Source organism: Mediterraneibacter flintii (assembly GCF_055387595.1).
The window spans coordinates 1,885,802-1,900,933 of sequence record NZ_AP031405.1; the positions used below are offsets into that span (position 1 = coordinate 1,885,802).

The 15,132-nt window shown below is 40.6% G+C and carries 10 protein-coding genes; 6 read left to right on the forward strand and 4 right to left on the reverse strand.

Going from position 1 to position 15,132, the window contains the following annotated elements; all coding sequences use genetic code 11:
• Positions 1–64: 64 nt before the first annotated feature.
• Entirely contained in the window at positions 65–1,801 is a 1,737-nt protein-coding gene (locus ACZ5C4_RS08865; protein ID WP_464520684.1) for an ABC transporter ATP-binding protein, read from the reverse strand.
• A gap of 2 nt (positions 1,802–1,803) precedes the next feature.
• The gene (locus tag ACZ5C4_RS08870) at positions 1,804–3,621 is read right to left on the reverse strand and encodes an ABC transporter ATP-binding protein (protein ID WP_464520685.1); all 1,818 of its coding nucleotides are present in this window, start codon (positions 3,619–3,621) and stop codon (positions 1,804–1,806) included.
• 302 nt (positions 3,622–3,923) lie between these two features.
• On the opposite strand from ACZ5C4_RS08870, the gene ACZ5C4_RS08875 reads away from it, so the two are divergent.
• Positions 3,924–5,966, forward strand: coding sequence for a DNA/RNA helicase domain-containing protein (locus tag ACZ5C4_RS08875; protein WP_464520686.1), 2,043 nt, complete (start codon positions 3,924–3,926; stop codon positions 5,964–5,966).
• A complete protein-coding gene (locus tag ACZ5C4_RS08880; RefSeq protein ID WP_464520687.1) occupies positions 5,953–6,339 on the forward strand; it encodes a (deoxy)nucleoside triphosphate pyrophosphohydrolase in 387 nt (128 codons plus the stop codon). Before ACZ5C4_RS08875 ends, ACZ5C4_RS08880 begins: the two co-directional genes overlap by 14 nt.
• Before the next feature lie 198 nt (positions 6,340–6,537).
• Here the strand turns inward: ACZ5C4_RS08880 and ACZ5C4_RS08885 are convergent, their stop codons facing one another.
• Positions 6,538–8,292 (reverse strand): IS1182 family transposase, encoded by a 1,755-nt coding sequence (locus ACZ5C4_RS08885; RefSeq protein WP_464522314.1) that lies wholly within the window; start codon positions 8,290–8,292, stop codon positions 6,538–6,540.
• A 198-nt stretch (positions 8,293–8,490) separates the two neighbouring features.
• Positions 8,491–9,534: a LacI family DNA-binding transcriptional regulator gene (locus ACZ5C4_RS08890; RefSeq protein ID WP_464520688.1), complete on the reverse strand. Its 1,044-nt coding sequence runs from the start codon at positions 9,532–9,534 to the stop codon at positions 8,491–8,493.
• A gap of 305 nt (positions 9,535–9,839) precedes the next feature.
• On the opposite strand from ACZ5C4_RS08890, the gene ACZ5C4_RS08895 reads away from it, so the two are divergent.
• The 4 genes from ACZ5C4_RS08895 (at position 9,840) to ACZ5C4_RS08910 (ending at position 15,130) form a co-directional block, all read left to right on the forward strand.
• Entirely contained in the window at positions 9,840–11,189 is a 1,350-nt protein-coding gene (locus ACZ5C4_RS08895) for an ABC transporter substrate-binding protein (RefSeq protein ID WP_464520689.1), read from the forward strand.
• 97 nt (positions 11,190–11,286) lie between these two features.
• Positions 11,287–12,165: a carbohydrate ABC transporter permease gene (locus tag ACZ5C4_RS08900; protein ID WP_186874619.1), complete on the forward strand. Its 879-nt coding sequence runs from the start codon at positions 11,287–11,289 to the stop codon at positions 12,163–12,165.
• 16 nt (positions 12,166–12,181) lie between these two features.
• On the forward strand, positions 12,182–13,012 hold the full coding sequence (locus ACZ5C4_RS08905) for a carbohydrate ABC transporter permease (protein WP_464520690.1): 831 nt from the start codon (positions 12,182–12,184) through the stop codon (positions 13,010–13,012).
• Positions 13,013–13,018: 6 nt separating this feature from the next.
• The gene (locus ACZ5C4_RS08910) at positions 13,019–15,130 is read left to right on the forward strand and encodes an ADP-ribosylglycohydrolase family protein (RefSeq protein WP_464520691.1); all 2,112 of its coding nucleotides are present in this window, start codon (positions 13,019–13,021) and stop codon (positions 15,128–15,130) included.
• Positions 15,131–15,132: the final 2 nt, after the last annotated feature.

Here is a 15,132-nt window from a genome sequence, read left to right on the forward strand (position 1 = left end):
GCATATCATTATTGACTGCCTTTTTCTACTCCGCAGAGCAAAAACAATCCTGCTGACATTGAGTTTAAACTGCCCATTCCTGACTTTCCGACTGAATCTGATATAGATGATGGTATAAACCATGTTTTTCAAGCAGCTGTGTATGTGTTCCGCTTTCTTCAATTTTTCCATCATTTAAAACAAATATCTGATCCGCATCTACGATCGTACGAAGCCTGTGCGCAATTACGAATACCGTTTTTCCCTTAATTAAATTAGAAATAGCATTTTGAATCAGAACTTCATTTTCTGGATCTAAGGAGGCGGTGACTTCATCTAACAAAATAATCGGCGCATCCTTTAACAGTGCGCGGGCAATGGAAAGCCTCTGCCGTTCTCCGCCAGAGAGAGTGCTGCCATTTTCACCTAATATTGTATTATATCCATCAGGCAGTCTTTGGATAAAAGCATCACAGCAGGCGGCTTTTGCCGCCGCAAGAATCTGTTCGTCTGTTGCAGATAAATTTCCGATTTTTATATTATTCCAAACTGTGTCATTGAACAATGTAACATCTTGAAATACAAAAGACATCATTCCCATCAGGTATTCGGGATCCAGTGTTTTTATATCCACGTTTCCTACCTTGATCATGCCGCTGTTTACATCCCAAAATCGGGCGATTAGTCTTGACATAGTAGTTTTACCACTGCCGGAAGGCCCTACCAGAGCTGTGATTTTTCCTTCTGGGATAATTGCGTTTATATTTTTTAACACAGGTTCTTTATTGTAAGCAAAACTTACACCCTCAAAAGTAATAGTATGATTTTGGATTGGTACGTCTGTGCGTCCGGTCATGACTGGAATACTTGCCAATTCTCTCATTCTCTGCGTCGATACCAACGTATGAAACAGCATGGGAAGAAGGGTAAGAATTGTCAAAATTGGGCCGTATATACGGCAAACAATCACGAAAGATAACAGCAATGGCAAAACCGTAATGCTTCCGCCTGTAAGCAAATGAACTCCTACAAAAACCGTAATACCGATTCCAGCCTGTAATACAAACTGTGCTATGGAAATAAATATACTGGTTCCCAGCTCCATATGAATAGATTCCTGTTTCAGTTCTTTTAATGCGTCATTTATTTGAGAGAATTTTTCTCCGTCTAAATGACAAGATTTAATAATACGAATACCATCTAAATACTCTTGTTCTTCTTCGGACGCTTTAAGCTTTGCCGTTACCTGCTTTAGGCTTCCCTGTTCTTGAAGCTTCCGGCTTCCCCAAATAATGAAGAAAGACAATGGCAAAGTACAGAAGATGGAAAGCCCCATACGCCAATCAAAGAGCATCACACAAATACATATGAGTGTACAGGAAACAGCATTGGCCATCAATGGCGGTACAATATGACTCATGGAATGTTCAATACTTGCACAGTCCGCCATCATATTTGTTGTCAGTTCTGTTAAATCTTTATCGTTAAATACACGCATAGGAAATTTTCGAACCATTTCTGCAATATGGATACGAGACTCCTCTGCTGCTGTATAGCAGGATACATATGTCTTTCTATAATCGTTTTTACTACATAAAAAATGTATGATCACTGCCAGAATACCGGCTCCAAAGAAAAGCCACATTTTACTCCATGAAACCGCTTCTCCGATCAGCGGCTTTAAAACCTCCAGAAAAATTTGAACCGTAACTACTACCGACAGCATAAGAGAAAGATTTGTCAGAGTACAGGCAAAAATACCTCTTTTTAAATCCTCTGCACCACGTTTAGAGAGTTGGAACATTTCTTTTAAATGGAACATGATTATGCCTCCTTTCCTGCGTTAAATTTCCATTTCAAGGATTTCGTATAGTTATTCCACAAGTCTTGATAACGTCCGTTTTTAGATAGTAACTCTTTGTGACTGCCGGACTGTACCAGCTGTCCCTGATCCATTACCAAAATTTGATCCGCATTTTGAACTGTAGAAAGCCGGTGGGCAATCATAATGACCGTTTTGTCTTTCATCAGCTCTACGAGAGCCTGTTGAATCAAGCGTTCATTCTCTGGATCGCTAAAAGACGTCGCTTCATCCAATACCAGGATAGGAGCATTTTTTATAATAGCACGTGCGATGGCTATCCGTTGAATTTGTCCTCCGGATAATTTTATACCACCTTTTCCAAAGATCGTATGATAACCTTCTGGAAGATCTGATATAAATGCATGGCACTGTGCAGCTTTAGCGGCAGCAACGACTTCTTTTTCATCTGCATTTGGCCGTCCCATACGGATATTTTCAAGAATACTTTGTTTAAATAGAAAATTGTCCTGGAATACGAAACTCACTGTGTCCATTAAATCTTTTGTACGCATATCACGAATATCCAGTCCACCGATACGAATGGCCCCTTGTTCTACGTCATAAAAACGGGGAAGCAAGCTGGCAATCGTGCTTTTACCTCCGCCAGAAGGCCCTACAATAGCAGTAACTTTTCCTTGAGGTGCGGTAAAGGATACAGACTTAAGAGCAGCATTGGTTTCATCTTCCGTATAGGAAAATGTCACATGATCATAAACCACATCGTATGTACTTGGTTTTATGGATGTTTCCTTTTCCATAATTTCAGGCTCTGCCAGCACTTGATCCATACGTTCTACTGCATTTCCAACTTGCATAGCGTTTACAGACGCATATAATACTTTCATTAAAATAGATGCAATCGCAGGCACAAAAATCAAATAGAAGATAAAAGGAGCAATAAATGCCTCATAGTCATCCGTAGAGCTTCCAATCCAGATGCCTGTCGGGATAATAAACAAATAGATTCCATTCAAAGCTGCGGTAAAGGCTGCAGTCATTAATTCCTGGCTTAAGGAATAAGGGATTACTGTTTTTGTATAATTCTTAATAGAACTATGTAGTCGCTTAAAGGAAAAGGCTGTTTGCTGAAATGCCTTCACCACAGCGATTCCCCGTACATATTCCACAGAAGCATTGCTCATATCTTCCAGCGAAGCCTGATAGTCCTCCATCAATTTTTGCGTCTTGTTTCCGCCAGATGTTACACCATATACTAAGAAAGAAACAAGAATACCTGCAAAAGCTGCCAGACCAAACCGCCAATCTACCGCAAACACCAGTATCAACATAATTACAGGAGCTACAAAGGCGGACACCATATTAGGAAGAGCATGGGCAATAAAGCTTTCCAGGCTTTCAATATTATCGTCCATAATTTTACGCAGTTTTCCGCTTCCCATTTTTAAATGGTATCCCAGGGGAAGCTTTGTAATATGGGAAATATAGCTGATTTTACATTGATACAACGTTCCATAGGCTGCAATATGGGAGAGCGCTGCAGAAATCGTATAAAATAAAACATTCAGAAGAACACCGCCCAAAGCGAATCCTCCATATCTTAAAACGGCTGAAACCTCTAATTGTTCAAAGTGCGGATAGATATGGGTGATTTCCTGAATAATAAAGTAAATAGCCAGATAGGGTAAAAATGAGGCGGCAGCTGACAGTGCTGAGAAAATCATTCCTCCAATCATAGGCGCTTTTTGCGTCATTGCCAACTCCATAAGGCGTGGCAGCCCTTTTTTGGGTTTGCATTTCTGGTTTTCTTTTTTTGCCATAGAAATTTCCTCGCTTCTTAATAAAATAAGTTAGCTTTTACTAACCAAAATTCATTATAGACATATTCTTATTTTTCACCAACTCCCATAAATTAAAAATAATCTGTCTGACAATGAAATTTCCAAATGAATTTTCAACCTTATATTTAGTTGTATACTCACCAGAGCATATCTTTCCATGCTTCGATAGCGTTGCTATTATTCCGATAATGAGGTATATTATTTTTAAGTTAGATGAAAATTTATACATTATACATATGTCAATGAGCTAGTTGCTCTGTTGAAAAAGGAAGATGACGTTTATGACATATTTTAAGCATATTGGCAATGAAATTGAACTATATTTTGACGGGAAACCTTCAGAGGAAATTCGCACCCAGATGAAAGCATTAAGAATATGGTGGAATCCAAATAAGATGTGTTGGCATGGCAAAAATACACCGGCTGTATTGGCACTTGCACAAAGTCTATGTGGCGCTAATCATTCACCTAGTATTCCCGCTTCAGGAAGAGTGGACATTCTGAAGAATAAATCAAGATGCTGTTATTATGGAACTGTTGGAAAATTTCTTGAAGAAGATAAAATAAAGTGGTTGAAAACAATGAAAGCTTCCTTTCAAGCGTCCTATTCTATGCCGTTGGGGGAGGCCCAGATTCGGGCTTGGGAAGACTGCTTTGATGTACTTCAGAAAGAATTACCAGCGGTGAATACTATGCATCCTGGTTTGCAGATTATCTTTGAGTATGGGCTTCCATTTGAATCAGGAAGACGCCCTGATGTTATTCTCTTAAGTAAGGAATATGTGATCATTCTAGAATTTAAGCAGTATGGAGTAGTTCGTCCTGCCGATATGGACCAAGTGAAAGCGTATGCTAGAGACTTAAGAGAGTATCATTTTGAATCTCGCGATAAGAAGGTCATCCCTATTCTGATGTTGACAGGAATACGTACACAGAGACCAGAGCAGTATCATGGAATCATGCTTTGCAGTAAGGGCTGGCTTTATGAACTTATGAATCAAGTTATGGTTGAAGGTATTACGCCATGTAATGCACAAGCTTGGATGGATTCAAAATATGAACCATTGCCTACCATTGTGGAGGCAGCACGTGCTTTTATGAAGCAAGAAGAACTTCCGAGTATTCGTAGGGTGAATAGTACCGTTATTCCGCAGGCAATTCAATGCTTAACAGAGATAGCCAGGGATGCACAGGAAAATAGAAAACATGTACTTGCTTTTGTCACAGGAGTGCCAGGTGCGGGGAAAACATATCTTGGGTTACAATATGTCTATGACATATGTGAATCAAATACATATGCGAATTCCGTTTATCTGTCTGGAAATAGCTCTCTTATTAGAGTACTTCAAGATGCCCTTAATAGTAAGGTGTTTGTGAAAAATGTACATACTATCGTAAATGAATTTATATCAGGAAAGATGAATGCATTTGAAAAAAATGTGATAGTATTTGATGAAGGACAAAGAGCTTGGAATGTAGAACAGATGCGGTCAAAGCGTAGGATTTATAAATCTGAACCGGATGTGATAGTAGAATTATGTGATACAAAGCTAAATTGGTGTGTGCTTCTGATTCTAGTAGGAGAAGGACAAGAGATTTATAACGGGGAAAATTCAGGACTTGTCCAGTGGAATACAGCGATTGGAAAGACAAGAAACGATTGGCAGATTGTATGTCCAAATAAATTGGCTAGTAGTTTTACAATTCCAGTACAGACTTACAGTGTACTTAATCTCAATCAGTCATTAAGGACGCACACTGCTGGTGAGGTAAGTAATTTTGTAAATGCTTTTATTGATGGAAATCTTTCTGTAGCAGCGGCTAAAGCGAAAGATATTCTTTCTAGTGGATTTGATATGTATTATACAAGAAAACTGGAGGTGGCTAAGAAATATTGTCGGGATAGATACTCTATGTATGACAATAAGAGGTATGGCTTGATGGCTTCTTCTAAGAGCAAAAATCTTGATGTATATGGAATGAAACCTAAATTTAAAGCAGATGTTGCAACTTGGTTTAACAAAGAGCCATCAAATCCGGCATCCGCATGTGCATTACATGTGACAATCTCTGAATTTGATTGTCAAGGACTTGAAGTGGATATGGCTATTATCGGATGGGGGAATGATATTAGATGGGATGGCACTAGGTGGATTCCATCTGGTGTTACACAGGAGGAAAAAGAGTATAGGATAAATAGCTACAGGGTGTTGCTTACAAGAGGGCGGGATGGCTTTATTGTTTTTATTCCACCAACAGTAGATATGGATAGAATCGAAGAAGTTTTTAAAAGAGTAGGAGTAAATAGACTTGAAGAGAATTAGAGTGGTAGCGGCAGTAATCCGTGAGCAAGATAAAGTATTTGCGAATGCGAGAGGGTATGGAGAGTTTAAAGGGCAGTGGGAATTTCCTGGCGGGAAAATAGAAGAAGGAGAGACACCGCAGCAGGCATTGGCAAGGGAGATAAAAGAAGAACTGAATGTGAACATTGAGGTTGGAGAGTTGATTGATACAATTGAATATGAGTATCCTACATTTCATCTTTCTATGGATTGCTTCTGGGCAAAGATTATAAAGGGAAATCTAGAGCTTAGAGAAGCAGAAGCTGCTCAGTGGTTAACGAAGGAAACACTAGATTCTGTCCGGTGGCTTCCAGCGGACGAGATTATTATTAAGAAGATTATGGAAAGATTATAGTGGTAGGTAATTGGTGCAGAAAAAGGGGAAATCGGTTAATGCCGATTTCGACCGATTATAAAAAGAAATAGAGGTATCCCGCAGGAATGCGTGCCTTACGGCACTGGCATATTTTGCGGGGTATCTCTATTTCTAAGATTCATAAGTATTTTTGAACGCACAAAATAAAGGGTGTCTATCGAATTGTCGCGCTTTTCATTATGCTGCGTTTTCTTCCTTTTTCCCTTCAAATTTCTTGAGCTTATTGCATTGGAATCGATGGTATTTATTCATATTTCTACCAATCGCATAGAGCATAAACTCTTTATACACTTTTTCTGCTGAACGATGATGGAATCGTCGAAAGCCATCATTTTCCTTGATGTCTCCAAAGTGTCCTTCCGTTTGAATCGAACGTATCTGACGATTTAGAATCCCTTTCTCACTCTGGATATTTGCATGAGAGTGTTCTTTTAATTCTTCCCAACGTTCATTTATCTTCATAACCTTATTTTTATCGGCATCTTTTTCCGGGTTATATTTGTAAAGGCATTTTGCTTTGTATTCGCAGTCACTACAATCGGCACATCCGTACACTTCAAGAGTCTGTGTATAGCCGCCCATGTCTTTTTCTTCTGTGCGGATATGTCTTAATTCTCTTCCGTCATGACAGATATAGTAATGCTCATCTTCAAATATCTGCATTGTCATGTTATGGTATTTTCCTATGTTTTCCTTATAGGCACGGGTCTTTCTTTGTTCATGCTCCTGCAGCTTGATATAGCTTTCGATGTTGTGTTCTTTTAGAAACAGTAAGTTTTTCTCGCTGCAATAGCCACTATCTGCAGTGACTTCCTTTACTGTTTCACCAAATGCATAGATATGTTTTTGGACAACGGGAATCAGGGGATTGTAATCGGTTCTGTCATTACTTACATAACCATGAATGATAAAGTAATTCTCCACAGCAATCTGAACATTGTAGGCTGGTTTTAACTGGCCATTCATCATGTGATCCTCTTTCATTCGCATGAAAGTTGCTTCTAAATCTGTTTTCGAATAGCTGTTACGGTCGTTCCCCATAATCTCAAAACTCTCTTTATATGCCATAAGTTTTTTACCACAGGTTTCTAATTCTTCGTAAAGCTGCTGAATCCTGGACTTTTTCCTGCCTTTTCCATAAACGAACGCAATCCCTTCTCCCTCTGCGATCGCCGATAAGTTCTTTTGCAATTTTAACAAGTCCAGTGGGGAACAGTTGTCTATTTCAAGAATACGATTGTTTGACAGTTTTTTATGTTTTGTAAGTTTTCGCCTGCGATTCTTTTCGATTACTTCACGCACTTTGTCCATGCCTTCGATAATGAACATCTGCGCATTTCCTAATTTGTATTTTCTGCCATATCCGCTTTCTTCTAATAGTACATTGTACTTTGTGTAAAGAGAGTCAATACTCTCCAGCAGTCCTGCCAGATGATAGTTGAGCGTTCCTCGCCACACAAAAGTGTAACGGTTTGCATTTGCTTCTATCTTTGTTCCGTCGATAAAGAGAGATTCTAACGTAATCAGGCCTTCCTTTTTTAAACGTCGTAGTAATTGATAATTCAGGTCATCCAGGATTTCAGCTGTCAGCTTTTTATTTATGAAATCATAAAAGGCATCCCGTTTTGGCTGTTCGTCCTGCGTCAGCCAGATGAATGCCAGGTCTCTTTGACATAGTTCAACGATGCGGTCAATCTCACGAATCCCCCGCATGTTTGCATATGTGAGAACTCCATATTTCATGATTGGGTTAAACCCGCGTTTCCCCTTATCTGAATACTGCGCTAATAAAGCAGTAAAATCCATTTCCTCCATTACTTTTTTTAGGGTAAAGACCGGATCGTCGTCAGGTAAACTCAATTCATAAAATTTAAAGTTCATTTTCTGTTGCCCTAATTCAAAAAATTCGTTATAATAATCTTGTTTTTGCATAGTTACATTATAACATGTAACGGAGAGAAGATGGTTATCGTTAGCCATCTTTTTCTCTTTTATAGGGATAATTTTAGGGAAGGCAGTGACTCGGACAAGTCACTGCCTTCCCTATTCATCGCTATCTATTAACCGATAGCCCCTTTGACAGTTTGACTCTAGGTGTATAGTTCGAAGTTTGTCTCTTGTACACCGATGCTATAGTAATTTTTTGTCAGCGCTTCTTGGCAATGCACAGCTTTTCCGCTGAATTAATGCAGGGGGATAAAGATAATCCTGATGGAGACGATCGGGAGTATCAATCCGATCAATCAAAATCTCACATGCGCGGCGCCCTAATAGCTCTATGGGCTGGCGGATTGTTGTCAGAGGAACCGCACACAAATGAGCGATAGAACTATCATCGTATCCTATAAGTGAAAGCTCCTCGGGAATAGAAATATTGTATTCTAAAGCAGCTCGCTGTACACCTAGCGCAATTTGGTCGCTGAATGCAAATATGGCAGTAACATTTTGTTTGAAAAGTTCTATAGCTCCGTAGTAACCGGTTTCAACCAAATATAAACCTTCGTAAACAAACGAAGGATTGTAAGGTATCCCATGAGAAGAGAGAACCTCTTTATAACCTGCGAGGCGGCGCTTAGAACCGTAATCAGAGAGAGAGCCTGTAATACAACCAATACGTGTATGCCCCAGACGGATGAGGTGTTCCGTAGCAAGTGAACCACCTAACTGATGGTCTGCGGCAATATAGTCATGGAAGATATCATGGATTGCTCGATCTAAAATAATATATGGAATACGACAACTGTTTAATTTTTCCTGCAATGCGTGAAGCTGTCCAGGAACGGCGTTAATTGTTTCCGGTGGTTGTAAAATAAAACCATCAATACAACGACTTTCTAGCAGATCAATATTGCTGACACAGCGCTGTACTTGTTCATCGCAATTGCAGATTAGAACGCTGTAATCGTGGGAACGCGCATTTCTTTCCACTCCTACAGCCAGTTCAGAATAAAATGGATTGAGCATGTCAGCATAAATCAATCCGATTGTATGTGTTTTTTTTGTAACCAGTGAAACAGCTACCTGATTGGGAACATAATGCATCTGCTCGGCAATCTGTCGAACTCGCAATTTTGTCTCTTCTGATATGCGGCATTCTTTTCCGCGAAGTACCAATGAAACAGTGGAAACGGAGACATCGGCTGCCAGAGCGATGTCTCGAATAGTACAAGCCAAAACAAAGCCTCCTTCAGATATATTTTTTTGACATTATAACAGGAAACGGGGAGAGGTGCAATAGATTTGACCAGATATTTCAATAATTTATAGATAAAACGATTTATCATATGTTGGAAATGGAATTGTAATTCGGCATTATATACAAAAAAAGAATGAAAATATGTGTAAAAGTGTTGAAAATATTTAATGTTGTTGACAAATAGGGGGGGGGGTGATAGTATTTATACTATAAAAACCCGAGTTAAGAAGGGCAAAAGAGCGTGATAAAACGTTTTATTAAAAGAAAAGGAGGATGTGATACTATGAAAAAGCGAATTTTAAGTGTGATGCTGGCTCTGGCTATGTGTACGGGATTGCTTACGGCCTGCGGAAGTGAGGGGAGCGAGGAAGGAAAAAAGGATAGTGATGTAGTGGAATTATCCATGTGGTTCTGGGGAGCTACTTCGGAGCAGCAGGAAGCTATGTCAAAAAATCTGGTAGACAAATTTAATGAGGAACATCCAGGATTTAACCTGACGGTTGAGTCCCGGTCTTCTGTTAATAAGGATATGGCAGTTGCGTTATCTGCCGATGAAGGGCCGGACATTATCTATGAATCTTCACCATCTCTTGCATTAACCTATATTCAGGCCGGCAAATATGCTAACCTGGATGAATATGCAGAAAAATACGGATGGGAAGACAAGATTTTAGGATGTATGTATGATTCTGGATTATATGATGGTTCGTTATATTCCCTTCCTATGGGGATGAATGTCATTGGTATGGTATACAACAAAGAGGTTTTGGAGGAAAATAACTGGGAAGTACCGACCACCGTGGATGAGCTTACAAAGATCATGGATGAAGCAATGGAAAAAGGTATGTATGCATCTGTGACAGGAAGCAAAGGTTGGCAACAGACAAATGAAGACTATACCTCTCTTTTCCTGAATTCATTCGGCGGAACGGATAAGGTCTATGAAGCATTGACAGATGCAACACCGTGGACGGATGAAGCTTTGACTGGCGCGATACAGACATCTGCAGACTGGTACCAGAAAGGATACTTAGGTACAGACTACCTGTCTTTAGATTGGGCGGATTCTGCCGCACTGCTCGCGGAAGGAAGAGCGCCGTTCTTCTTCGGCCCTATGAAGTTTATTCAGAACTTAATGGATTATGCTGATGAAGACTTGTTTGGATTTACTGCATTTCCTGCAGCGGATGCAGATACCCCGGCTGTTTATACAGTAGGAGCTACGGGTCTGCTGGCAATTAATGAAAAGACAGAATACAAAGATGAATGTGCAGAGTTCTTAGACATGATGATGACCAATGAATTTGTCGCAAGTATGGCGAATGACTGGCCTGGTTATTGGGCAGTGCCTCTGACAACATTAAGCGAGATCGATATGAACCAGTTCACCGGTCTTCCATTGATGTTTATGCAGGGAATCTCTGAAGCATGTACTGCGATCGACCAAGGCAATTTTGGATACTACAATTCCTCTTATATGCCGGCAGAAGCATTTGACCTGATGTATAAAGTGGATTCTGTGTGGCTGGGAGAAAAAGACGCGGATACGTTTATGCAGGAGGTTGATGCTGCATTCCAGAAAGATTTTGATGCGGGTTCCTGCCCGATATGCCCGGCACCGTCAGGCGAGTAAGGCAATATGAAATTTTTATGGCGGTACTCGTACAAAAGAGTACCGCTGTTCTTATATTTGGCTGGTCATATATGAAAAGAGAAAGAGGTGGCGTTTCATGTCATTCAATTGGATAAAACAAAAAATACCATATTATCTGTTGATAGCGCCGGCAGTTATTTTAAGTACCTGTGTGATTCTGATCCCGTCTGTTACCACAATTATTTCTTCTTTTACGGATTGGAATGGTATATCAGAGGACATGACATTTATCGGTCTTCAAAACTATAAAGAGCTGTTTAGTGACGAAGTCTTTGTCACTGCATTGGGGAATAACTGTAAGTGGATGTTTATTTATTTGATTATTCCAGTTTCGATTGCGCTGATTGCAGCTGTCGGGCTGTTAAAGCAGAAGAAGAAAAGTGCACTTTTTCAAGTGATGTTTTTGTTCCCTTATGTCGTTGCTCCTATTGCAAATGCCCTTATCTGGCTAAATATGATCTATAGTCCGCTTACCGGTCTGGTTGGATTTATGAAAAATATATTTGGTCTTGACTGGATGGCATCTCCGCTGACTCAGCCGAATACTGCACTGTTTGGAGTGGCGGCAGCGGACATCTGGCATTACTGGGGATATCTTGCAGTTGTATTTTTCTCAGCGCTTCGTCAGACTCCTTCAGATTATGTGGAGGCGGCAACAATGGATGGATGTAACGGACGGCAATTATTCAGATATATTTATTTTCCGAGTATGCTTCCGACTTTTAAAATGATGCTGGTTCTGATTATAATCCAATCTTTTCTACAGTTTGATTATGTATACCTTCTGACCTCAGGAGGCCCTGCACATTCTACAGAAATGCTTGGAACTTTGACTTATAATTATGCGTTTAGTCTTTTCCAGTTTGGAAAATCTGCCGCAATTGCCGTGATTATGTCTCTTCTGGGATTGGTTGCTTCTATTGCATACGCGAGAATGAGCCGTAATGAATCATAGGAAGGAGAAGATAGAAATGAAGAGGAAAAGGAAAAAAACTTCTGTCTGGGCAGTAGTGGTGCTGGTACTTCTAGCAGTGATCTGTATGCTGCCTATGTTGATGGTACTGCTCAATAGCTTTAAAACGCATACAGATATTATTATGAATCCACTGTCTGTCAAGTTTTCAGCAGGTCTTGAAAACTACATAAAAGCATGGCACGATGGAAACTTCGGACAGGGCATTCTAAATAGTATCGTATATACCGGATGTACAGTGATTGTCGTACTTCTATTCGCATCACTGGCAGCGTATGTGATCGGAGGACGCAAAATACGCGGTACTTCCGTAATACATGGTTATTTTTTAGTCACTATGACGATGCCGGTATATTTGTTTCTCGTTCCACTTTACAGGGTATATGCAAAAATGGGGTGGCTTGGTAACCATGTGGCCGTATCATTTATATTGGCTGCCACATCACTTCCTCTGGCAATTTCACTTTTAAGGGCCTTCTTTATGGCGATTCCAAAGGAGCTGGAGGAGGCAGCGCGCATCGACGGAGCAGGAACTTTACAGGTAATTCGCCATATTATTCTGCCACTTTTGTCACCAGGGCTTGTAACGGTAGGAATCATTACAGGGTTAAATTCATGGAATGAATTCCTTGTATCATCTACTTTCCTTACAGGAGAAGAAAATTTTACGGCAATGTTATCTTTAATGTCTCTGAATGGAACGAATACAGCAAACCAAGGTACAAATATGGCAGCGACAGTAATTATTGTTGCACCGATTATTATTTTCTTCGTAATTATGCAGAAGAGATTCGTGGAAGGTATGGTAAGCGGTGCGGTGAAAGGATAGAAAACGATGGGATTATCAAAAAAATATAAAGATAAGATATATGCGGGTGTACTTGGAAAAATGATAGGTGTGTATCTGGGGAGACCGGTGGAGGGCTGGCCGTACCAATCTATCATAGATCGGTTCGGGGAGATTCCTTATTATGTCCATGAAGAACTGAAACTACCACTGATCGTGGCAGATGATGATCTTTCAGGTACGTTTGCTTTTTTTAGAGCAATGGAAGATAACGGCTGGAAAAAGGAGCTAACAGCAGAAGAGATTGGAGAGACATGGCTGAATTATATTATTGAAGACCGTTCCATTCTCTGGTGGGGCGGCATAGGAAACTCTACGGAGCATACGGCGTATCTTCATTTAAAACAAGGGATACCGGCACCTAGAAGCGGCTCCATAGAACTAAATGGCCCCGTTCTCTCGCAGCAGATAGGGGCGCAGATCTTTATGGATGCTTATGCCATGATGTGTCCTGGAGATCCGGAATATGCGAATTACCTCGTGCGTGCATGCGCGAGCGTATCACATGATGGAATCGCGGTGGATGCGGCGGGATTTTTAGGGGCAATGGAAGCTGCTGCTTTTGATGAAAAGAAGCTGGACAGATTGTTTGATGACAATTTACGCTTTATTCAGACGGAGGAACTTTGCAGCCTTGTCGATGATGTAAGAAATATCTGTAGTAGGGAAAATGACTGGCGAAAAGTGCGTGAGAAGCTGGATGAAAAATATGGATATCATATTTATCCGGGGCCATGTCATATGGTTCCGAATCATGCAATGGTCTTGGCAGCACTTTTGTGTGCGGGTGACAGCTTTTCAGAATCAATAAAAATTGCCGCGTCCGCAGCATGGGACACCGATTGCAATGCAGGAAACGTTGGATGTCTAAATGGGATCCGTCTAGGATTAGAGGGCATGGAGGAAGGCCCAGACTTCAGAGGGCCTGTATCTGACAGGATTTTGGTTATCACTTCAGATGGCGGCGAGGGAATCTCTGATGCGGTGAAAGAAACCCGCAGAATTGTCCGTTCAGCTGAGACTGTACGGGGAATGAAAAGTGAAGAGAAACAGCCGCGTTTCGCCTTTGAATATCCTGGAAGTGTTCAAGGATTTTCTATCTGTCCGTATGTCGAACATATAAAATGTGTACCTTTGATTTCAAACGGAAATCAGGTGGGAGACGGAAATGGGCTTAGGGTGACATTTGATACTTTGGCGGAAGGAGCAAATGCAAATATCAGCGTGGCTACATTTCTGGATATTCACGAAGAATACCGTAATTATGAAACATACGTGTCGCCTACACTTTATACTGGCCAAGAGGTTACAATATGTCTGGACTGTCCGGAAAAGAACGGGCCAAAAGTACGCCCATACATCTGGTATGCAGACAGGGAGAGCAGATTAAAAAGAATGTGTGGAGAATGGGTACAGGCTTTGCCGCAAGGAGTGGTTCTGACATGGAACATTCCTGATAATGGCGGATTGCCGATTCTTCGATTTGGATTAGAATTTGCTTCAGTGAGCCGATATCAGGGGGATGTATTTGTCCGTAGTATTGACTGGAGCAATACGCCTGTGCGGTTGGAACAAAAAGGTATCATGATGCGCGATATGTGGGACACAGATCCGTTTTGGGCCAAAATGTTTGTTTCTAGTGCGAAGCATTTTTCCCCCAATTTAAACTGTACTTACTGTATCAGCCATGATGAACCAGGGGGAGTTGCTACGATTGGAACAAGAGATTTTAAAGATTATACAGTTTCATCCGTATTAAAATTTAGTTTACACAAAAGAGGCGGACTGGTGGCCAGAAGTGTGGGACATCGCAGATATTATGCGGCGGCGGTATCCGGCGGAGACACATTTCAGATTATTAAACGTAAAGACAGTGAAGAGAAAGTGTTAGCAGAAATACGTATCAGCTATATGCAGTTTGAAAAATATCCAATGTGGTTTTCTGTATGTGGCAATAAGCTGCAGGCAGGCTTTGACAATATAGTACTTATCGCAGAAGACAAGGAAGATGCATATATGTGCGGAGCTGCTGGATATTTAGTAGATGAAGGCGCGGTATTCATTGACGGATTTTGTCTTGAAAAGATAAAGGAGTGTTAAAG